Here is a 22,190-nt window from a genome sequence, read left to right on the forward strand (position 1 = left end):
AAAAATGATTTTGCGCTATATGATTATAAGGAGGAAGAAGTGCATGTTAAAATATACGATTAAACGAATTTCTTATATGCTCTTAACATTATTCATTGTTACTACGGCTACATTCTTCTTAATGAAATTAATGCCAGGTTCACCTTTTAACGATGAAAAGTTATCAGCTGAACAGAAAGCAATCGTGAATGAAAAATATGGATTAAATGATCCGATTGGTGTGCAATATCTAAATTATTTAAAGAAAGCAGCAACAGGTGATTTTGGAGTTTCATTCCAATATGATAATAAAGATGTGGTTGGATTAATTATCCCCCGTCTAGGACCATCTGCAGAAGTTGGTCTTTACGCAATGATCATCGGTGTAACGCTTGGGATTATATTAGGGGTTATCGCAGCAGTGAAACAGAATACTTGGGTGGATTACTTAGCAACTGTGTTCTCTGTACTTGCTATTTCAGTTCCATCATTCGTTTTAGCCGTTTTATTACAATATTTCTTAGCAGTTAAAGTGCAATGGTTCCCTGTTGCAGGTTGGGAAGGCTTCGATTATGCAGTATTACCAGCTATTGCATTATCAGCGGGTGTAATTGCGACCATTGCAAGGTATATCCGTTCGGAAATGATTGAGGTATTAAGTTCAGATTATATTACGTTAGCACGTGCGAAAGGGAATTCAACTTCAAAAGTATTATTTGGCCATGCATTACGTAATGCATTAATTCCAATCATTACATTAATTGGACCAATGACAGTTGGTATCTTAACAGGTGCACTTACGATTGAAACAATATTCGGTATTCCCGGTCTTGGTGATCAATTCGTGCGTTCTATTCAAATGAATGACTATCCAGTTATTATGGCACTTACATTATTTATCTGTGCTTTATTCGTAGCAGTATTATTTATCGTAGATATTTTATATGGCATCATTGACCCACGTATCCGTGTTCAAGGAGGTAAAGATTAATGGCAAAGTTTAATGAAGTAGAAGAAAATGTTAGTCATGCAAATTTAAATCAAAATTTAGCGACATCTCCTGGTTCATTTGTATTAGCGAATCGTGATGAAATCAACGAAGAAAAAATTGAACGAGAATCTAAAACATTCTGGCAGGATGCATGGTTACAATTAAAAGCTAACAAAGCTGCAATCTTTGGATTAATCGGATTAATCGTATTAACATTAATGGCATTGATTGGACCGATGATAAGTGGACATACATATAAAGAACAAAATCCTGATCATATCAATTTACCACCCAAAATAATGGCACTTAAAGATGTTGGATTTTTACCATTCGATGGAAAAGATAAAGATGGATTTGATGCTTATAAAAATAAAAATGTTAAAGAAGCTTATTGGTTCGGTACAGACTCGCTTGGCCGTGACATCTTCACACGTACATGGAAAGGTACACAAGTTTCTATCTTTATCGGTATCGTAGCAGCATTTTTAGATGTTGTTATCGGGATTACTTACGGATCTATTTCAGGTTTCTTTGGTGGCTGGGTTGATACTTTGATGCAACGTATCATTGAGATTATTGCATCAATTCCTAACTTAATCATCATGATTTTATTCGTAATTCTTTTCGGTGGTAGTCTATGGACAATCATCCTAGCTATGTCACTTACCGGCTGGATTGGAATGAGCCGTATCGTACGTGGACAATTCTTAAAATTAAAAGGTCAGGAATATATTTTAGCATCAAGAACATTAGGTGCTTCAAACATGAGTTTAATCTTTAAACATATTTTACCGAACACTCTAGGACCAATTATCGTAACAGCGATGTTCTCGATTCCTGGTGCGATTTTCTTCGAAGCATTCTTAAGCTTCATCGGTTTAGGTTTAGAACCGCCGATGACATCACTAGGGGCATTAGTTAACGATGGACGTAAAATGTTACTCATTCATCCATACCAAATGTTTGTGCCATCTGCAGTATTATCATTATTAATCTTATGTTTCTATCTATTTGGTGACGGTGTACGTGATGCATTCGATCCAAAAATGCGTAAATAAAGGAGGAAATTAGAATGGCAGAAAGAATTTTAGAAGTTAAAAATTTAAAAGTTTCCTTCGATATTAACGCGGGGGAAGTTCAGGCAGTACGTGGAGTTGATTTCCACTTAGATAAAGCTGAAACATTAGCAATCGTTGGAGAGTCTGGTTCAGGTAAATCAGTAACGACGAAAGCGATTATGAGATTGTTACCATCACCACCTTCACGTATTAAAGAAGGAGAAATTTTGTTTGATGGTAAAGATATTGCAAAGCTATCAGAAAAAGAAATGCAGCAAGTGCGTGGTAAAGATATTTCGATGATCTTCCAGGATCCAATGACTTCATTAAATCCGACAATGAAAATTGGTAAGCAAGTTATGGAGCCGCTGATTAAACATCAAAAGTTATCTAAAGCAGAAGCGAAAGAACGTGCATTAGATATTTTACGTTTAGTAGGACTTCCAAATCCAGAAGGTCGTTTCAATAACTATCCTCACCAATTCTCAGGAGGACAACGTCAACGTATCGTTATTGCAACGGCACTAGCATGTGACCCGAAAATTCTAATTGCTGATGAACCTACAACAGCACTTGACGTAACAATTCAGGCACAAATTTTAGAATTGATGAAAGATTTACAGAAGAAAATTGATACTTCAATTATCTTCATTACACATGACTTAGGGGTAGTTGCAAACGTAGCAGATCGCGTTGCAGTAATGTATGGTGGACAAATTGTTGAAACAGGAACAGTAGATGAAATATTCTACAATCCTAAACATCCATATACATGGGGATTATTATCATCTATGCCAAGTTTAGATACACATCAAGATACAGAATTAATTGCCATTCCTGGTACACCACCAGATTTAATTAAACCGCCAGTCGGTGATGCTTTTGCACGACGTTCAGATTACGCATTACAAATTGACTTTGAACAGGAGCCACCTTGGTACCAGGTTTCAGATACACACTTTGTGAAATCTTGGTTGATGGATCCGCAAGCACCTAAAGTTGAACCACCAGAAATGGTTAAACAAAAGCTGCGCCCTATGCCTGGTGACTATGCAGAACCAAAACGTGTTGAGGGGGTTAGCTTCTAATGAGAGACGATAGAGTTCATAACAATACAGAAGGTCGCGTTAAAGTAATTGACGATACAGGAAATACAACACGAGATGTTAAAGTTGAAAAAACTGTTACACATACCACAGAACCTGTAGTAGATCATACAGTAGAACATACAATTGAGGATGGTCCAATTCAGGTTAGTGAAGATGCAATTAAAGAAGATGCGTCACAATATAGTGCATCTGAATTAAATAAAACACAACTTACTGAATCTGAAAAAAGAGCAACGGGTACTAAACCATATGCTGAAGGTAAAACAAAATTAATCGAAGTTAGAAATTTAAAGCAATATTTCAATGTTGGTAAGAAGAATGAAGTCAAAGCTATCGATGATATCACATTTGATATTTATCGAGGTGAAACTTTAGGTTTAGTAGGTGAGTCAGGTTGTGGTAAATCAACAACTGGCCGTACACTTATCAAATTGTATGATGCAACAGGCGGAGAAGTTATCTTTGATGGTACTGATATTCAGTCGATTAAAAATAAAAAGGATTTATTAAAGTTTAATCGTCGCATGCAGATGATCTTCCAGGATCCTTATGCTTCACTTAACCCGAGACTTAAAGTTATGGATATTATTGCAGAAGGTATTGATATTCATAAACTTGCAAAGAATAAACAAGATCGAGCTAACCGTGTTTATGAGTTACTTGAGACTGTTGGTTTATCGAAAGAACATGCTAACCGTTATCCACATGAATTCTCAGGTGGGCAACGTCAGCGTATCGGTATTGCCCGTGCATTAGCAGTTGAACCTGAATTTATTATTGCCGATGAGCCGATTTCTGCACTTGATGTATCTATTCAGGCACAAGTGGTAAACTTAATGCAGAAGTTACAGAATGAACGCGGCATTACATTCTTATTTATCGCCCATGATTTATCAATGGTTAAGTACATTTCAGACCGTATCGGTGTAATGTATTTCGGTAAATTAGTAGAAGTAGGACCTGCGGATGCAATTTATAACAATCCACTTCATGAATATACGAAGTCATTGTTATCTGCAATTCCTTTACCAGATCCAGAATCTGAGCGTACGCGTGTACGTAAGACATATAATCCTGATGTACATGCGTATACAGCTGATGATGTGTTAGAGTTACGTGAAGTAGCACCTGATCATTACGTTTATTGCTCACCTAAAGAATACGAAGCATTAAAGAAATCATACAATCATAATTATTAATAATAAAGGATATAGAGATGTAATACGCTCTATATCCTTTATTTTTATGCATAAATTTTTATAATATTATAATATGTTGCAAAACAGAAAATCTACACTTTATAAATGTTAACAAAACGTAAGAAATATAACTTCTAGTTATAAAAGCATTTATAAAGAGTTTTAAAGTTATACTTAATAAAATAAATTGTATAAATATAAAATAATAAAATATTCAAAAAAATCAAAAAATGTATAAAAAAAGTATTGCTATACACTGAAATATAAAATATAATTAATACAAATCTTCTGAATATTTCAAACAGCAGATTGAATAATTTATATGTAGGGGGAAGTTGAATGAAAAAGAATTTTCAATGGTTTTTAGTTTTATTATTAGCTTTAACTGGCTTTGTATCAGCTTGTTCTAGTTCTGGCGGAGATAACAAATCTGCTGGTGAAAACGGTAAAGACAGCCAAGTAGTAAACTTTGTAGAAGGTTCTGATATTCCATCTATGGACTCATCACTTGCTACAGACCAAGTATCATTTAATGTATTCAACCAGGTAATGGAAGGTCTTTACACTTTAGATAAAGACGATAAAGCTGTACCAGGTGTTGCAGAAGGAGATCCTGAAAAGTCTAAAGACGGAAAAACATGGACAATTAAATTACGTAAAGATGCAAAATGGTCTAATGGTGACCCAGTAACAGCGAAAGACTTTGAATATGCATGGAAACGTACAATCGATCCTAAAACAGGTGCTGAATATGCATATATTATGGCAGATTTAAAAAATGCTAACAAAATCATGGAAGGTAAAGCGAAACCTGATGAGTTAGGTGTTAAAGCAATTGACGATAACACATTAGAAATTCAATTAGAAACAAATATTCCTTACTTCCAGGAATTATTAGCATTCGGATCATTCTTACCACAAAACGAAAAGTTCGTTAAAGAAAAAGGTGAGAAATACGGTACAACTAAAGAAGATACATTATACAATGGTCCTTTCGTATTACATGAATGGAATACTGAGAAAAATTTCCAGTTAACACCAAACAAAGAATATTGGGATAAAGATAAAGTGAAATTAAAAGAAGTTAACTTCCAAATTGTTAAAGAAACACAAACAGCTTTAAACTTATATACAACTGGTAAAATCGATGCTGTAGGTTTATCTGCTGAAAACGTAGATAAATACAAAAATGATCCTAAATACAAAGATCAATTCTCAACTCAATTAGGTTCTTCAACATTTTTTGTTCGTATTAACCAATCGAAAAACAAAGACTTACAAAACAAAAACTTACGTTTAGCCTTAGCGAAAGCAATCGATAAAGATAAATACGTTAAAAATTTATTAAATAATGGTTCTGTAGCAACAGATGCTTTAATGCCTAAAGAATTCGTTAAAGGACCGGACGGAAAAGATTATAGTGAAGGTGTTAAATCTCCATTAAACTACGATAAAGATGAAGCGAAAAAGTTCTATGATAAAGCGAAAAAAGAATTAGGTAAAGATAAGTTTACTTTTGAATTCTTAACATATGATCAAGATACATCTAAAAAAGATGCTGAGTATGTTAAAGAACAAATCGAAACTAACTTACCAGGTGTTACTTTAAAAATTAAGCAACAACCATTCAAACAAAAATTAGCATTAGAATCTAAAAAGAACTATGAATTATCATTTGCTGGTTGGGGTCCTGACTATCCAGACCCAATGACATTTATCGATATGTTTGTAACTGACGGGCCACATAACCAAATGGGTTGGTCAAACAAAGAATTTGATATATTAGTAAAAGATGCTAAAGGTCCATTATTAGCAGATCCAGAAAAACGCTGGAAAGCGTTACAACAAGCTGAACAAATCTTCCTAGATGACGCAGCAATCATTCCAATGTATCAACGTGGTTCTGCACGTTTACGTCAACCTTACATCAAAAACTATGTTGTTCATAAATTTGCTGGAGATACTACTTTAAAAGAAGTTACAATCGAAGGTAAAAAATAAATAATAAGTATAATTAATACTATGACAATTGAATTAAGTTTTATATTAAGAAATTAAGGACAAACTCATTTTAGAAATTTGAGTTTGTCTTTTTTTGACGAAAATTTCAAAAGTGAGTTAGTTATAACAACCAAATTAACAAAGATAGTAACTTAAAGGTTCACTTATTAAGCTTTCGGATTTTTAAAGACTTTGAAACAGGTATTAATGTGTTTCATAAACTAGGTTTTTTCTAGGATAATTGTTTATCCAGTTTCGGATATGATAATTTATCTCATCAATACTGATTCCTTATACTTTTTAATTTTTTTGACTAGAGTTCGTATATGTATTTGGCTTTAGTAATATCTTCTCTTTAAGGTCGATAAATGTCGATATTTGAATTCTTTATAAATGCTATTTTAAGAATGTACATTATTGATTGATTTAGTATGTACAATAGTCCGAAGGACTAGGATAATTTTTCATGAGGTGACTATCATGAAATTATCTATAAATGTGGAAAGTGAATTTACTTTGAAAAGATTATCAGATTTATCTAAGTACAAGGAGATAATGGATAACTTGAACATGAAAATTAATATTAGTGAAGTAGCAAGACAATTGAAAAAAAACAGGAGAACTGTTAAGAAGTATTTGGATTGATTTGAACCTTCGGTCACTAGAAAAAGAAGATCAAAAGTCCATGACTATTATGATGTCATTAAAGAACTTCTTTCTGATGAATATAGGCAAAAATATTATTCTAAACGTATTCTATGGCAGTACTTAAAAGATAATGAAGGACTTGAATGTGCAGATTCAACTTTTCGAGCTTATATATCAAGTGTCCCTGAATTTAATGATTATTTTAAGTATAACCGACCAGTTAAAAGCATTAGTGGAACAACTAAATTTGAAACAAAATATGGTAAGCAGGCACAATTTGATTGGATAGAAAATATTAACTTTATTACTAGCGACGGAGAACAAGTAAAACTTAATCTAGCAGTATTTGTTCTTTCGAGATCAAGGTTTAAAGTTATGCAAGTTAGTTTAAGTAAATCTCAGCCATTACTAAAAGATTTCTTAACAATGGTATTTGAAAATTTAGGTGGAGTTCCAAATGAAATTGTATTCGATAATATGAAGACGGTAATGGGTATTCCAAGAACTGAAAGGTTTTCATGAGAGGTTAATAATAAGTTTCAGCAATTTGCCGATGATCACAATTTCAATGTATAACCATGTATTGCTGGACAACCAAGAACGAAAGGCAAGTTTGAAACACAAATGAAATTGTTAGATGAGATTTATGCATACCAAGGAAAATAAAAATAGAAGAAGTCCCGCAATTAATTAGTAGAATAAATAATAGAGCTAACAGTACGGTCCATAATGGAACTGGCAGAATATCATTAATAGAATTGGAACAAGAAAAGAAGCTCTTACAGCCACTACCACATGAACAAATAAGAGCTTCTTATAAAGTTAAGCGTAGACGTTTAAAAGTCAACAAATCTAATATGATTAATTATAAATCAAATCAGTATTCAGTACCCGCTGAATACAATAATAAATTTGTTGAAATTCAAGTATACGATAACAAAATCTATGTGTATTATAACATCAAATTAATCGCAACACACCAAATCACAACAAGAAAATTAAATTATAGAAAACAAGATTATATAGAAACATTACGTGTCTACTACGGAGAAATGGATGATATTACATCTATGGCAACAGAAAATTTAAATATAATTGGAGAGATGTATAATGAATGATCTTACTATCTATAAGCAACTAACATCAAACTTAGAATATTGAAGCTCAAACAAGTGTTGTTAATTTTAGATGAATCATTAGAGTTTAGTATAAAAAATAATTTGTCTTTGGTAGAAACACTTGTAAAATTAACAAACTATGAGATTGATGTCAGAGAACAAAACATGATTGTTTCAATGGTTAAAGTAGCTGCTTTTCCACATAAAAAAGAAATACATGAATTTGATTTTGATTTTCAACCATCAAACAATAAGCAAGAAATTTTAAATTATACAAGCTTAGACTTTTTAGAAAGAAATGAAAACATTGTATTTTTAGGAACAAGTGGCGTTGGAAAAACACATTTAGCCACCTCTATAGGTATAGCTGCAGCTAAAAAGCGGGTTAGTACATATTTTATTAAATTTCATGATTTAATACAAAATTTTCGCAAAATTTAAAGAAAGCTAAGATTGAAAATAGACTAGAATCTAGGTTAAAACATTATAGAAATTTAAGTTACTGATAATTGATGAGATTGGATACTTACCAATTGAAAATGATGACGCAAAGTTATTTTTTCAACTTATTGATATGAGATATGAAACGAAAAGTACGATATTTACAACAAACATCAATTTTAACCTTTGGAATGAAGTATTTGAAGATCCTAAAATAGCAAACGCAATTTTAGATAGAATATTACATCACTCAAACGTAGTAAAAATAACAGGTAAATCATATAGACTCAAAGATCATTTTCCGAAGGAAAATAATTAAGCAATTTTGTACATTCTTAAGTAGACGTTTTTGTACATCTGGAACTTGACATTTACAAATTCTTCATCATTCCTCTTTCAATCTATTTATTTAGTGTTGAAGCACAAGGAATATATGAGATGATTTACTATTTCCAGCGCTTTCATATAAACTTGAAAGAAGTCCCGAATATGAAGTGAAATTTCCAGCTGTTTTTAAAAGCCTCTAAATTCGGATCAATTTCATTTAAAACATCAGGACTTTCATCTTTTACTGACACTAGTAACACTTTGAAGCTTTTCATACATCTCTTTGAAGTGTATTTTATTATAGTAACCAATTTCTTTCGAATCTCTTTTGATTCTTTCCCCATTTAATTTCAACTCATCAAATGATTCTTTGAATAGCCAATCATCTATTTGATGGAAGTTTTCCATCTTATGATTAAACTATTATATGAGTTATGGTCCTCATTTTGCCGTGTTTACATTTAAATACAGGTTTCACTTCAGGTACTTCACCCTTAATGATTATTTTTGGTAACTCTCTAACTGATTTACCAAAAAAATCTGCTAATACTGAAGTTAGTTTTATTTTAGCTTGCTGTAATAAATTATGAATTTCATATTCGCATTGTGTAGTATTTCAAAATATTTCTTTCTAGGTATTAATAATCTCAGTTGCACTTCTTCTTAATCAGATATATTTGAAGGATCTATTAATCCACAATGTACTAATTGAGCAATCTGTTCTGCATCTCAAATATCAGTTTTTCTTTAGGGAACACTTTTTGGTGCAAAGGGGTTTGATAGATCTAGATGGATGTAAGTGTCAGAGAAAATATTGTGTACTGGAATCCATTACTGATCATTGCTTACGAAGAAAACCTCTATAATTTCATTTTTGATTAACTATGTTAATGCATTTCTTAAATAATGGTAGAAGTTTTAAAGATTCTGGATATCTTTTTATATTTATTAGAATCTAATAGACCTATAGAATATACTGAATTGAAAGGATATCTGATACATATCAATTTCAAAACAATTTTCGACCATACCATTTATGATACTTATCTTTAAATTAATATTATTGTGGGAAGGAAGTTTTTTTATACAAGTAATTTTATTTCCACATATAAGGTGTATTCAGTTTTTGCAAAATAATAATAACTTAATTTGATTTTTATACGGGATTCGTCAATATTTTCTATAGAATTGTTTTTTTGGTCACCTCAATTACTTTATAAGAGTAATTTCATTTTCAATTAAGGCTTAGATTGCAAAAAGTATTCTTAATGTTTTTTATGTTCCATTAATTTTTAAATATTTCGTTTGTCAAAATAAGCTAGACAAATTCTCATCTTCGATGAAACTCATAAATACTTCCAATGGTGTTTTATAGCCCAGCGATTTTCTGGGGCGATGATTAATATTTTGAGCAACACTAATGATATAATCATCAGTGACTGAATTAAAGTCTAATTCTTTATCTAATCCACTGCGTCTAAGTATCCCGTTAGAATGTTCATTCAATCCACGTTGCGAAGGAGTGCCGGGGTCAGCAAAGAATATCGAAATATCGTGTCGGTTACAGATTGTTTTCCAGTTGGAGAACTCCTTACCACAATCGAAAGTAATCGATTTAAATATATGAGGAGGTAAAGCTGAAAACATAGAGTGAAGAGCATCTTCAATATCATCTGCCTTGCGACCTTGAGGTCGTATAATGATAATCATCTTAGAGATTCTTTCTACTAAGGTTATGACAGCACTCCCATGATTACGGCCAATGATAGTGTCACCTTCAAGATGACCAAATTCTTGAAAGAAGAAAGGAAACTCTTCTATTCTTTCAGAAATGTGTCTTTTGAAAGCCTGTCTACCTCTTTTTTCATAATGACCATTTGGCTTCCTTTTACCTTTCATAGGTAAAGATTGTACCGAAAAGACGTTTTTCTTAAACATTCTATAAAGAGTTTTTACAGAACAATCAATCGGGTGTTCACCTCTGCCAATAATGGTGTCAGGTGTCCAGCCATTGAATACTTTTTCTCGAATATAAGCTGACTGATTTTCTGGAAGTACTATTCTATGTCTGCCACAATTTGATTTTCTTTGCTTATACTCTTGGTAATTTTCCAGTGCAGTTATGCCTGTCTTAAGTGCATTTATTACGTTATAAATTGTCTGTCTTGATTGTTTCAATCTCTTTGCGATTTCTTTTACCGAAAGATTTTGATGATAATATGATTCTATGAACGTGAGTTCATCCAGGTTAAGATGTTTATAGGCCATTCTGTACTGACTCCTTATGTTTTCTTTGGTCGGAAATACATATTGAGTTTAGCACAGATGGCTTTTTTAGTTGTCTAGCTTAATTTTACAATCGACGATATTAAAAAAATCAAATTATTAATAGTGTTATCTTTGTTTTATTCTTAAATTATCAGATTATGTCAATAGTCAATGATGATTGTTGTTTATTGGCTGTTGAAAATGATTTGTATAGCGTTTTAAGTTTCAAACATAATTTAAAGCATTCTCGTTAAAATAATTTTATTTAAAATTTATTGAATTCAGAATATTGGACATAATTTCATAAAATTTTTGAAAGTAATTTCAATATTTTTACGTTATATACTAGTTTTTTCAAATAATGTAGAATAATTTTAAAAAAATAGTATAATATGTGAATAGGAGGTGTTATTGAAATGAATAAAATATTTAAAAAATCATTTCTATTAGTGTTTACTTTAGTTTTAGCGGCAAATGTAATTTTATTTAGTCAGTCTGCCTATGCAGCAGACAGTATTAAAAAAGCTCCAAGAACAGTAGGAACTCATACTTTCGTAAATGATAAGTATATTCAAACTTCTACGGGGCCAATTTATGTTAAGATGACAACAGTCTATAAAGTATCTAAAACAAATGGTCCTGTTTATGTTGACAAAGTGACTTTGTTAATCCAAAACAGCTCTAGACAAACGCCATACTCTAAAGCCTTTTATATCGATAAAAGGAATAGTGATTCAACAAGTAGATACAGTAATATTATGATAGCGCCAAAAACTTCAAAATCATTTTCTTGGGATGCTAATACTTCTGATGCACAATCAGTAAATTTACATCTAGTTACAGATTTAGCTTTTCAAGGTAGAACTGATTTCGTAACTGGATTTTACTAGAATTAAAAATTACTAAGATTTTTCTGATAATCATTATTGAAAATACTTATCTTGAATCGTCAACTTTGCTGTTCCAAAAAGACACTCGGTGATAGATAGGTAACTTAAATGATAAGAACACCACTTATAAATTAAAATTAAAGTGGTGTTCTTTATTTTTTTTCATTTATTATATTAGAATCTGTTCTTAGGGCAGTATATTTTCTCATATTGGTTGAGATTAAAACGATGCCAAGTTCGTTATAAACTTTTGTTAACCTCGGACTGTGAATCGTGTGAAACCTAAATTTGCCTTCAGATTTCCAAAATGTGGTTCTACATCAATTTTTCTTTGACTGTAGTAGTTAGCATTTTCTTGTTCTAAAAGTTTTTCTTTTATATTAAATTTATGTTGTTCCCTATTCTTATTTTTAGAAATTTTGGAAATAATTTTGAATTCAGTATTTCCTTTTATATACTGGCTTTTTAAGGGGCAGTATATATATTCATCAAGTAGACAGAAAAGCTTTACTTCAAGTCAGATTTTTGAGATAAAAGAATAAAAAGATTCTTACAAATTCTGAAGCTGGATATTATAAAAAAGAAAAGAGAGAAAAACGATTTGCTTTTAGTATACATGAATACGTTATAGAAATGGCTTTTTTTGTAAAACGTTATGTTACACCAGAAAATGGACACGATAATACAAAGTTGACCTCTTTGGGTTTGTGAATGAAAAAACAAAGTAATTAAAATAGAAATATTAGCTATTGATCTAGGATATAAAATACCTTTTAATGTATACTTTTTATTAAATGAGTCAATCATTCCATTTATGTCTTATTCAAGTCCACATGATCCAAAAGATAGTTTTAGGAAGAAAGAATTTGTATGTGATGAGTATTACAATGAATATATTTACCCTACCAATCAACATCTTAAATATATATACTGATTGTGATGGTTTTAAGGTATATCACTCAAACCCGATTATATGTAAAGCATATCCATTTCTTAAGCAGGGTAAAAAAAGTAAGAGATATAAAAAATAGAATCAAAGATATATATTCTATTATTATCTAGAAGATGTAGAAGAAATAAGACATACTTAAAATGGAAGAAATGGTTAAAGATTAAGATGCCAAACTATTGAAAGAAAGTTTGCAGATGTTAAGTAGGAACATAGAGATGGACTTGATTCAAACGACTAAATCAAATAAAAAATATAAAAAATAGACAAACCCTAAAAGTGAGTTTGTCTACAATCTGAGAACTTCATTGAAGGTTGTCAGAAATGTACCTTTATAATTTATTCTTTAGGGTTTATCATTTACGTCCTAAACCCATTGCGTTTTCCATCTTTTTAAGCATTTTATTTGCTTTAAATGCTGCTTTTTCAGCACCACGGTCAAGTATTTCATCAAGTTCTGGTGAATTCATGTAGTATTCATATTTTTCCTGGAAGGGGGTAATAAATGCGACTACAACGTCTGCTAAATCTGATTTAAAGTCGCCATAACCTTTACCTTCATACATACTTTCAAGTTCTTCAATCGTTTTACCGGAGAAGATTGAATAAATACCTAATAAGTTAGAAATACCAGGTTTATTTTCTTTATCATATTTTACGATGCCTTCAGAATCAGTAACTGCACTTTTGATTTTTTTCGCTACAGTATTCGGTGGGTCAAGGAGAGATATATATCCTTTCGTATTGCTATCAGATTTACTCATTTTTTTCGTTGGATCCTGTAAACTCATCACGCGTCCACCGACTTTAGGCATTCTAATTTCCGGAATCGTAAATATATCATTATATTTATTGTTAAATCGTTCAGCGAGATCACGTGTTAATTCAAGATGTTGTTTCTGATCATCACCGACAGGAACGATATGTGTGCCATATAATAATATATCCGCAGCCATAAGTGGTGGATAAGTTAATAATCCTGCAGGAATACCTTCTTTACGATCCTTTGCCTTATCTTTAAATTGCGTCATACGTTCTAGTTCACCAATCGTTGAAATCGTTGTCAGCATCCACCCTGCCTGTGCATGAGCTGGTACTTCTGATTGAATGAAGAGCGTTACTTTTTCCGGATCTAATCCACTAGCAAGATAAAGTGCTGCCAGTGAACGGATATTTTTCCTTAATGCTGCTTTGTCCTGTGGTACAGTAATCGCATGCTGATCAACAATACAAAAGTAGCAGTCATAGTCATTTTGAATTTCAACAAATTGTTGTAATGCTCCGATGTAATTTCCGATTGTAGGAACACCACTCGGTTGAATTCCTGAAAATAATGTTTGCATATATAAAACTCCTTTAATAATAGTAAGTATATTGTACTATATAAACGGATATAATAAATAAACAGATATCATAAATATTATGATTAATTTATTATGTGACAAAAATGAAAATAGATGAAAACGTATTGTAATAAGGATTTATAAGGTGTATAGTGTAAGAGTAAATAATAAAATTTTGTGAGACTATCTTGAGTGATTTATGATTGAATGTTCAGATAATTATTTTCATTTTATTAGAGAATTCTCATTAAATTTTAATGTTCAGATAATATAATAACAATATCAGGTTAGAACAAACATCTATAGCATTTATCTTAACATTAGATTGCTTAATATAATTTTATAATTATTTTTAAGTTTTATCATTTGACAATGTTTAAGTTAACACGTATAGGGTAAATATAATTAAGTGTTTAAGATAAATTATGCAAATAATAATCTAACCGATAAATAACATAATTAGGAGAGTGAGATGTATGGTAACATTATTTACTTCACCAAGTTGCACATCTTGCCGTAAAGCGAAAGCATGGTTACAAGAACATGACATTCCGTATACGGAGCGTAATATATTTTCAGAAAACTTATCAATTGATGAAATAAAAGCAATCTTAAGAATGACAGAAGATGGTACAGATGAAATCATTTCTACACGTTCAAAAACATTCCAAAAATTAAATGTTGATATTGACGCATTACCATTACAGGAGTTATATGAAATTATTCAAAAAAATCCTGGGTTATTACGTCGTCCAATCATCTTAGATGAAAAGCGTTTACAAGTTGGATACAATGAAGATGAAATTAGACGTTTCTTACCACGTAAAGTGCGCACGTTCCAATTATTAGAAGCACAACGTATGGTAGATTAATTTTAATTAACAAGCTGTCATAATTTGTTCACATGAACGAATTTGACAGCTTTTTTATGTATCATTTTAAGGTTTATTCATTGTGAGGATATACCCTTTAATGTACAATAGACTTACAATTCTATTGATAGGGGGAATAGACCATGAGAATTGAACGCGTCAATGACACTACATTAAAATTTTATTTAACATATGCAGATATAGAGGCTCGAGGATTTAAACGCGATGATTTATGGACGAACCGTAAAGCTGGTGAAGAATTCTTTTGGTCTATGATGGAAGAAATCAACGAAGAAGAAGAATTTTTTGTTGAAGGACCATTATGGATACAAGTCCATGCATTTGATAAAGGTATTGAATTTGTTGTAACAAAAACTAAACAAGATGATGTTTTACATTTACCGGATGATGAATCACCTGAAAATCTTGAATATCAGGTAAACGATTTCTTAAACAAATCAGTTCAGGATGAAAAAGAATTACGTGATTTATTAATGAAAGCATCTGAAATAAATGATATTGATAATGAATTTATTGCACACTTTGATGATCTTGAGCATGTTATCCAGTTCAGTTATGATGATCATCTTGAAATTGACATTGAAGACCTGCTTTATATGCATGAAGGAAGATATTATTATTATGTACAGTTTGACGAACGTTTATCAGATGATGAAGTACATACATATGTTGCGCATGTATTAGAGTATGCTGATGAATCACGTATTTCTAAAGAACAACTTGAAGAGTATGGAAAAGTTGTGATGAGTCATAATGTGAAACATCAAGTACAAAAATATTTTAAATTGTAGTGATTTACAATATTTACACAATTGTAAAAAATACTTTAAGCACTTTCTACTATATATAAGTAGGAGGTGCTTTTTTATGCTTGTTGCTTTAAATGATGCCGGAGAATTAATTGAGGCAAATCGTGCATTGCCAGGACGATACACTTGTCCAATTTGCAACAGACCTGTTGTATTAAAAAAAGGAAAAGTTAAGTTACCGCATTTTGCACATCAAACTTTAAAAGATTGTTTTATGTACACATACAAAAAAGAAACAGTGGCCCATATAGAAGGTAAATATTGCTTATATGATTTGTTTCATCCTTCTACATGTTTTATGGAATATTATTTGTCATCAATTGAGCAGATACCTGACTGTTATCATACTTCTTCTATCGCATTTGAACTGCAGATGTCAGTAATACCAGTTTCTCACATTGTTACAAGAACGTCTGGCTACAATTCAATCGGTGTAGAAGTAATATGGATTGCTAAATTTGAAGATATTAAAATCAATGATACTCAAATGAAACTTACACACTTTCAAAAATCATTAATTCATTTAGCAAGTAATGTATTGTTTGCATATCATACGCAGTTAAAATCTTTTTTTGCCTTACAGATTATCCGTGTACTGAATCATAATGAATTTGAAATTAAAATTATTAGGATTATAAATGGAGAAGCGATACTTTCTATTATTACTGATAATCAGCTAATGTTGACACATCGTGTATTGAGCAAGATAGAAACGAAAAAGCATATTCAAAATTGTTTAGCCAAAAAGTCAGTGCTGCAGCCCACATTAAGTGGTCTTTATCAACTGAGAATAGATCATAGAAATATTCCGGAATACTTACGTATAGTAATTCCTGAACAGATTTATATTGATAAACATCCAATTGAATGGCAGGTTGAATTGATGGTGATGATTCACAATCAACAGTTTGATTTTCATAAGTGGATGGATTGCTTAAATTTATCTGAACAAAGTAACTTCATGATGTCACATCCTGAACTCGCTTTACACATCTTAAAAGTTTATCAGCATATATCAAGTCAAATGCGTGCATTAATAACAGAAAAGTGAGAAAATTATATGTATTAATGAAATGGAGGATTTAAAATGACAGAATTAATGACAAGAAGCGAACAACAAGAGCAAAATACATGGGATTTAACGACAATATTTAAATCCGATGACGCGTGGGAAAGTGCCTTTACTGAGCTTTCAGAGTATCTTGGCAAAGAAAAAGCATTTCAAGGTAAACTAAGTACTTCAAGTGAAACTTTATTAAATGCATTATTATTAGATGCTGAAATTGATGAACTATTAGGTAAAGTCTATGTATATGCACATCTTAAACATGATGAAGATACAACGAATGCAAAGTATACTGCTTTTGAGCAACGTGCTGCAACACTTGCAAGTCAATTCTCATCTGCTTGGAGTTTTATGTTACCGGAACTGATGACAATTGATGAATCACAGTTAAATACATTTATTGCAGAGCATAAAGGGTTAGAACGTTTTAAATTTGATCTTGAAAAAATTAATAAACGACGTGAACACGTTCTTAGTGAAAAGGAAGAATTGATATTAGCTGAAGCTCAGGAAGCACTTTCTGCTTCAAGTAATACATTTAGTATGTTTAACAATGCCGATTTAACTTTTGATAACATAAAAGATAAAGATGGTAATTCATTACCGTTATCTCATGGTAACTATATTACTTATTTAGAATCTGATGATCGTGTATTACGTGAAAATGCATATAAAGAGGTTTACGCTAAATACGGTGAGTTTAATAATACATTGTCACAAACACTCGCAGGAAAAGTTAAGGCAAGCGTATTTTCAAGTAAAGTAAGAAATTATGAAAGCGCTCGTCATCAAGCTTTATCAAACAATGATATACCGGAGTCTGTATATGATACGTTAGTTCAGACGATTAATGATCATCTGCCATTATTACATCGCTACACAGCATTACGTAAAGAATTATTAGGTCTAGATGAGATGTATATGTATGATATGTATACGCCTTTAATAGAAGATGTTGAATTCAAAGTAACTTATGAAGAAGCGAAAGATTGGATGCTGGCATCACTTGAACCGATGGGTAGTGAATATATTGAAGTAATTAAAGAAGGATTAACGAATCGCTGGGTAGATGTTTACGAAAATAAAGGAAAACGAAGTGGTGCTTATTCATCTGGTACTTTTGGAACAAATCCATTTATTTTAATGAACTGGACGGATAATGTAAACAATACATTTACATTGACGCATGAATTTGGACATAGTGCACATAGCTATTTTTCTAGAAAGAATCAGCCGTCTAATATGTCAGGTTATTCAATATTCGTGGCTGAAGTGGCATCAACATGTAATGAGGCATTACTGGCAGATTATATGTATAAAAATTTAGAAGATGAAAAGAAAAAGTTATATTTACTTAATTATCAATTAGATGGATTCAGAGGGACTGTATTCAGACAGACGATGTTTGCTGAATTTGAACATATCATCCATACAATCGTTGAAAATAATGAACCATTAACTGCTGAATGTTTAAATAAAGAGTATGCTGCATTGAATAAGAAATATTATGGAGATGCTGTTATAACGGATGATAATATTCAATATGAGTGGAGCCGTATACCACATTTTTATTACAACTATTATGTTTATCAATATGCAACAGGTTATAGTGCAGCATTTGCGTTAAGCAAGCAAATTCTTGAAGAAGGCGCACCTGCTGTGGATCGTTATATCAATCATTTCTTAAAAGCAGGTAGTTCTGATTATCCTATCGAAGTGCTAAAAAAAGCTGGTGTCGATATGACATCAAGCGCTGCTATTGAAAATGCTTGTAAAGTGTTTGAAGAAAGATTAGATGAATTTGAAAGATTAATAAAGTTATCAAAATAATAAATAAGTAATGAATGCGTTTGCAATATGTCAAATTTGTGAACAGTATCCATTTTATTTGAAACAGAATAAATAACGTGTTATATTAAGTACATGAAATTAATCACATACCAAACATACCCCTTTGTTTGAGTGAAAAATTTCTCCCATCCCCTTTGTTTAAATACCGTGTAATCAGACACGGTATTTTTTTTATGAGATTTTTTAATATTATATTTTAAGTGCACAAATAACTGTTATGAAAAACAATGAAACTGTACTAATAAATTCTTTGGAAAAACAAGCACACAAAAACCGATATCGTATACGATATCGGTTTTTGTGTGATATATTATAGTGATTTATAACGCCAGAATAAATCATGATCATAATAAACATCTTCAATAATATTCTGGAGCTTTAATTTTCGTAACTCATTCATCAAAATATGATGTGGCCACTCATAAACAGTTTCGAGTTCATGTTCACTTACCATTTCCTGATCTCGAATATATTCTGAAAGCGTTGGTGGTAACTTTTTTTCTATCGGTGTTTCTACAAGTTCATTGATGATATATGTGTAAATATGATAAGCGTGAATACCTTCAACTTTTAATCCTTCATCTTCATAATTTTCGTTAAAGAAAACAAGTGTAGGTGTAACATTGACATCCATTTCATTCGCGATATGTTGGTCACACTTTAATGAGGAAGTAACATGATTACTACGTATGTCATTAGTGAAGACTTCTATATCTAATCCTGCTTTTTGCGCACAATGCATAATCAATTCTTTTGTGATTATATCTTGTTTTGGCATTATTTCATTCTGTATAAAGTTCAAAAATAGATTCGCTTTCTTTCTTCCTTGTAATTCAGCTGCTTTAAATGCTAAAGCGATATTATCATCGCAAGTTGTACTTTGTGCCTGGCATTTTGTAAGTACTTTCAAAGTAGGAAGTAGAATTTGTTTAATATCTACGAATTGATAGTATTCAATTTGCAATTTACGTAAAGTTGCTTTAAGTTTCCAAGAATCTTTACAAAAAGGATCAAAGAAAGAATAGATCTCTATTTTTTTATTAGGCGATAATTGTTCTCGCGTTTGATTTACCATTAATTGTAGTTGTCCCATTCTACATCACCTTCATCCTTTAATCGACATTTTTCATATGTTCAGCAGTAAGTGTTAAACGTTGCAATAAGTATGTTCTAACATCTTCATCCATCGGTACTTTATATGCAGCTTTCGTCATATTTTCGAGCCATGCCTCTTTTTCAAATTCTCCAATCACAAAAGGCATATGACGTGCACGCATCATGGGATGACCATGTTCGTCAGAATAGAGCGTTGGTCCTCCTAAAAATTGTGTTAAAAATTGCTTTTGCTTTCGAGCTGTTTCATTAAAATCACCAGGAAATAAATGATTAATACGTTCATCTTCTTTAACATAAGAATAAAAGATATCTATCATTTGATATAAATTATCCTGGCCGATGCGATCATAAATCGTATCCATCTGACATCTCCTTACTTTCATACTAATATAGCATGTATATTACAATTTTAAAGTATTTTGCTTGAAAGTTTACTGTAGTGGTTATAAAATCTTTGCACTTTGCTCATTGTTTCTTGTTTGTCAATGTTATAATATTCAAGTAACGCATCAAAGTGTACTTTTCCTTCTTCGTAGTCGTTTACTTCATATTCCAGCTCGTAATCGCTCGTATCAAGATAATAACTGGCATCAAGGACAAGTAGACCGGATTTATACTCTATTTCGCGACGTTCTGTCGATAGCGCACCAAATACACGAAGTGAATTATCAGCTATATTCATTTTTTTTAATTGCTGTTCAATATTTTCAGGGATGTAACGTTGTTCGATGTATTCCTGATTTAAGATACGCTCATCAATCACAGCAGAATACTCCATGACACCAATTGTTTGTGGTATTTTTAATGTCATCATTTTAGATGCTCCATTATCACGAATTCTAAGTGCACATTTCTGCGATTTTAAATCGAATTGATTCGTATCGATATAAAAATTGGTTTGCGTAATTATCGGCGCATCGATAAATAACGCGTTTTTTAATTTTTCGTAAGTTGAATAGTCAAGTAGATTCTTGAATTCAATTTCAAGTTCTTCCATGGTGAACCCCCTTTTATATATTTTAATTATGTACAACATAATATATGAAGTAAAGTATATTACATTCTATTCATGACTAAATCAAGAATCATTAAAACATTTATAATAATTATGTTAAAATATTCATGTTAAGGAGATGACACAAAAATGAATTTACATGTCAATGAAATTAAATTAGAAGAAAATAAAGTGATGATATTTACAGAAGAATCACCAATTGAAGCAACAGCCACAGGTACTATGGTGGTAGATAGTGATAATTTTCAATTTGTTTATTTATTAGATGGTGGCGAGAGCTTCGCTAATTTACGATTTGTTGAAGAGACCTGGCATATGATGAAAGCTTATGAATCATATCCGTGGTTTTTATACGGTACAATTGAACTGATTAATTTTAAAGAAGAATTTGATGAACTCATTGAAAATATTCAAGGAAATTTTAATTATGGTAAACCTTTTGTTGAACGTGTTGAAGAGGTATTTGAGCTATAGAATGAGGTGTTGTTATGAACCAATGGGATTTATTTTTATCACCATACAAACAAGCAATCGACGAACTTAAAATTAAATTAAAGGGTATCCGTAAACAATTTCAATCAGAAGGTAAATCATCTCCGATAGAATTTGTAACCGGCAGAGTTAAACCGATACCAAGTATCATTGAGAAAGCAAATACACGAGGTATTCCGTTTGATCGTTTAAGTGAAGAAATGTACGATATTGCTGGTCTTAGACTGATGTGTCAATTCGTAGATGATATAGATGTTGTTGTACAGATGTTGCGAAATAGACATGATTTTGAAGTAGTTGAAGAACGAGATTATATTAAAGACACAAAAGAAAGTGGTTATCGTTCATACCATGTCATTATTAAATATCCAATTGAAACATTAACAGGTCAAAAATTTATACTGGCAGAAATACAAATAAGAACGTTAGCGATGAACTTCTGGGCAACTATTGAGCATACATTACGATATAAATATGCTGGAGACTATCCACCAGAAATTCAAAATCGTTTAGAGCGTGCAGCAGAAGCAGCATATCTATTAGATGAAGAAATGTCTGAAATTCGAGAAGAAATAAAAGAAGCTCAAAAGTTTTACTCAGAACAACGTAGTGAGATTAGAGACTAAG

Annotated in this window: 18 protein-coding genes and 2 pseudogenes; 14 read left to right on the plus strand and 6 right to left on the minus strand. The window is 31.5% G+C overall.

The genetic code is table 11. The annotated features are described in order from the left end of the window. Positions 1–43: 43 nt before the first annotated feature. The 7 genes and pseudogenes from opp3b (at position 44) to istB (ending at position 8,863) form a co-directional block, all read left to right on the plus strand. Positions 44–970, plus strand: a complete 927-nt coding sequence (gene opp3b / locus JJJ02_RS06585) for an oligopeptide ABC transporter permease (protein ID WP_240838112.1) — start codon at positions 44–46, stop codon at positions 968–970. Further along, positions 970–2,028, plus strand: a complete 1,059-nt coding sequence (gene opp3C, locus JJJ02_RS06590; RefSeq protein WP_240838114.1) for an oligopeptide ABC transporter permease — start codon at positions 970–972, stop codon at positions 2,026–2,028. Before opp3b ends, opp3C begins: the two co-directional genes overlap by 1 nt. A gap of 14 nt (positions 2,029–2,042) precedes the next feature. Beyond that, complete coding sequence (locus tag JJJ02_RS06595) at positions 2,043–3,116, plus strand: ABC transporter ATP-binding protein (RefSeq protein ID WP_111714384.1); 1,074 nt, start codon at positions 2,043–2,045, stop codon at positions 3,114–3,116. Positions 3,117–3,409: 293 nt separating this feature from the next. Beyond that, positions 3,410–4,336 carry an ABC transporter ATP-binding protein gene (locus JJJ02_RS06600; protein WP_240838225.1) on the plus strand — a complete coding sequence of 309 codons (927 nt, stop codon included), beginning with the start codon at positions 3,410–3,412 and terminating at the stop codon, positions 4,334–4,336. A gap of 339 nt (positions 4,337–4,675) precedes the next feature. Then, positions 4,676–6,337, plus strand: a complete 1,662-nt coding sequence (locus JJJ02_RS06605) for a peptide ABC transporter substrate-binding protein (RefSeq protein WP_240838116.1) — start codon at positions 4,676–4,678, stop codon at positions 6,335–6,337. 480 nt (positions 6,338–6,817) lie between these two features. Next, positions 6,818–8,103 (plus strand): annotated as a pseudogene (istA, locus tag JJJ02_RS06610) (IS21 family transposase). Beyond that, a pseudogene (istB, locus tag JJJ02_RS06615) lies at positions 8,096–8,863 on the plus strand (IS21-like element helper ATPase IstB). The pseudogenes istA and istB overlap by 8 nt, the downstream one beginning before the upstream one ends. A gap of 1,316 nt (positions 8,864–10,179) precedes the next feature. Here the strand turns inward: istB and JJJ02_RS06620 are convergent. Then, positions 10,180–11,139, minus strand: coding sequence for an IS30 family transposase (locus JJJ02_RS06620; protein WP_240838118.1), 960 nt, complete (start codon positions 11,137–11,139; stop codon positions 10,180–10,182). A 449-nt stretch (positions 11,140–11,588) separates the two neighbouring features. On the opposite strand from JJJ02_RS06620, the gene JJJ02_RS06625 reads away from it, so the two are divergent. Then, on the plus strand, positions 11,589–12,029 hold the full coding sequence (locus JJJ02_RS06625; RefSeq protein WP_240838120.1) for a hypothetical protein: 441 nt from the start codon (positions 11,589–11,591) through the stop codon (positions 12,027–12,029). 253 nt (positions 12,030–12,282) lie between these two features. Here the strand turns inward: JJJ02_RS06625 and JJJ02_RS13440 are convergent, their stop codons facing one another. After that, positions 12,283–12,510, minus strand: a complete 228-nt coding sequence (locus tag JJJ02_RS13440; protein WP_396614728.1) for a transposase — start codon at positions 12,508–12,510, stop codon at positions 12,283–12,285. Positions 12,511–13,334: 824 nt separating this feature from the next. Further along, entirely contained in the window at positions 13,335–14,321 is a 987-nt protein-coding gene (trpS, locus tag JJJ02_RS06630) for a tryptophan--tRNA ligase (RefSeq protein ID WP_240838122.1), read from the minus strand. 476 nt (positions 14,322–14,797) lie between these two features. Here trpS and spxA point away from each other — a divergent pair, with 476 nt between their 5' ends. The 4 genes from spxA to pepF all read left to right on the plus strand — a co-directional run bounded on the left by spxA (position 14,798) and on the right by pepF (position 18,919). Beyond that, a complete protein-coding gene (gene spxA / locus JJJ02_RS06635) occupies positions 14,798–15,193 on the plus strand; it encodes a transcriptional regulator SpxA (protein WP_096076985.1) in 396 nt (131 codons plus the stop codon). 143 nt (positions 15,194–15,336) lie between these two features. Further along, positions 15,337–16,005, plus strand: coding sequence for an adaptor protein MecA (gene mecA, locus JJJ02_RS06640; protein ID WP_240838130.1), 669 nt, complete (start codon positions 15,337–15,339; stop codon positions 16,003–16,005). Positions 16,006–16,081: 76 nt separating this feature from the next. Next, the gene (locus tag JJJ02_RS06645) at positions 16,082–17,074 is read left to right on the plus strand and encodes a competence protein CoiA (protein WP_240838131.1); all 993 of its coding nucleotides are present in this window, start codon (positions 16,082–16,084) and stop codon (positions 17,072–17,074) included. A gap of 36 nt (positions 17,075–17,110) precedes the next feature. Next, positions 17,111–18,919 (plus strand): oligoendopeptidase F, encoded by a 1,809-nt coding sequence (gene pepF / locus JJJ02_RS06650; protein WP_240838133.1) that lies wholly within the window; start codon positions 17,111–17,113, stop codon positions 18,917–18,919. Positions 18,920–19,250: 331 nt separating this feature from the next. On the opposite strand, the gene JJJ02_RS06655 is transcribed toward pepF, so the two are convergent. The 3 genes from JJJ02_RS06655 to JJJ02_RS06665 are packed head-to-tail and all read right to left on the minus strand — an operon-like array spanning position 19,251 to position 21,053. After that, positions 19,251–20,033, minus strand: a complete 783-nt coding sequence (locus JJJ02_RS06655) for a DsbA family protein (protein ID WP_111714390.1) — start codon at positions 20,031–20,033, stop codon at positions 19,251–19,253. A 19-nt stretch (positions 20,034–20,052) separates the two neighbouring features. Further along, positions 20,053–20,418 carry a globin domain-containing protein gene (locus JJJ02_RS06660; RefSeq protein ID WP_240838135.1) on the minus strand — a complete coding sequence of 122 codons (366 nt, stop codon included), beginning with the start codon at positions 20,416–20,418 and terminating at the stop codon, positions 20,053–20,055. A gap of 47 nt (positions 20,419–20,465) precedes the next feature. Continuing rightward, positions 20,466–21,053, minus strand: coding sequence for a CYTH domain-containing protein (locus JJJ02_RS06665; RefSeq protein ID WP_240838137.1), 588 nt, complete (start codon positions 21,051–21,053; stop codon positions 20,466–20,468). Positions 21,054–21,200: 147 nt separating this feature from the next. Between JJJ02_RS06665 and JJJ02_RS06670 the strand changes: the two genes are divergently transcribed. Then, positions 21,201–21,545: a UPF0738 family protein gene (locus tag JJJ02_RS06670; RefSeq protein ID WP_111714393.1), complete on the plus strand. Its 345-nt coding sequence runs from the start codon at positions 21,201–21,203 to the stop codon at positions 21,543–21,545. 14 nt (positions 21,546–21,559) lie between these two features. Further along, positions 21,560–22,189 carry a GTP diphosphokinase gene (yjbM, locus tag JJJ02_RS06675; protein ID WP_111714394.1) on the plus strand — a complete coding sequence of 210 codons (630 nt, stop codon included), beginning with the start codon at positions 21,560–21,562 and terminating at the stop codon, positions 22,187–22,189. Position 22,190: the final 1 nt, after the last annotated feature.

Origin of the sequence: Macrococcus sp. PK (genome assembly GCF_022501545.1) — a bacterium.
GTDB classification, from domain to species: domain Bacteria; phylum Bacillota; class Bacilli; order Staphylococcales; family Staphylococcaceae; genus Macrococcoides; species Macrococcoides epidermidis.

What these genes read in the sequence shown, in the direction of transcription:
- opp3b (WP_240838112.1), top strand. Translation starts at nt 44, where the DNA reads ATGTTAAAATATACGATTAAACGAATTTCTTATATGCTCTTAACATTA.
- opp3C (WP_240838114.1), top strand. Translation starts at nt 970, where the DNA reads ATGGCAAAGTTTAATGAAGTAGAAGAAAATGTTAGTCATGCAAATTTA.
- JJJ02_RS06595 (WP_111714384.1), top strand. Translation starts at nt 2,043, where the DNA reads ATGGCAGAAAGAATTTTAGAAGTTAAAAATTTAAAAGTTTCCTTCGAT.
- JJJ02_RS06605 (WP_240838116.1), top strand. Translation starts at nt 4,676, where the DNA reads ATGAAAAAGAATTTTCAATGGTTTTTAGTTTTATTATTAGCTTTAACT.
- JJJ02_RS06620 (WP_240838118.1), bottom strand. Translation starts at nt 11,139, where the DNA reads ATGGCCTATAAACATCTTAACCTGGATGAACTCACGTTCATAGAATCA.
- trpS (WP_240838122.1), bottom strand. Translation starts at nt 14,321, where the DNA reads ATGCAAACATTATTTTCAGGAATTCAACCGAGTGGTGTTCCTACAATC.
- spxA (WP_096076985.1), top strand. Translation starts at nt 14,798, where the DNA reads ATGGTAACATTATTTACTTCACCAAGTTGCACATCTTGCCGTAAAGCG.
- mecA (WP_240838130.1), top strand. Translation starts at nt 15,337, where the DNA reads ATGAGAATTGAACGCGTCAATGACACTACATTAAAATTTTATTTAACA.
- JJJ02_RS06645 (WP_240838131.1), top strand. Translation starts at nt 16,082, where the DNA reads ATGCTTGTTGCTTTAAATGATGCCGGAGAATTAATTGAGGCAAATCGT.
- pepF (WP_240838133.1), top strand. Translation starts at nt 17,111, where the DNA reads ATGACAGAATTAATGACAAGAAGCGAACAACAAGAGCAAAATACATGG.
- JJJ02_RS06655 (WP_111714390.1), bottom strand. Translation starts at nt 20,033, where the DNA reads ATGGGACAACTACAATTAATGGTAAATCAAACGCGAGAACAATTATCG.
- JJJ02_RS06660 (WP_240838135.1), bottom strand. Translation starts at nt 20,418, where the DNA reads ATGGATACGATTTATGATCGCATCGGCCAGGATAATTTATATCAAATG.
- JJJ02_RS06665 (WP_240838137.1), bottom strand. Translation starts at nt 21,053, where the DNA reads ATGGAAGAACTTGAAATTGAATTCAAGAATCTACTTGACTATTCAACT.
- JJJ02_RS06670 (WP_111714393.1), top strand. Translation starts at nt 21,201, where the DNA reads ATGAATTTACATGTCAATGAAATTAAATTAGAAGAAAATAAAGTGATG.
- yjbM (WP_111714394.1), top strand. Translation starts at nt 21,560, where the DNA reads ATGAACCAATGGGATTTATTTTTATCACCATACAAACAAGCAATCGAC.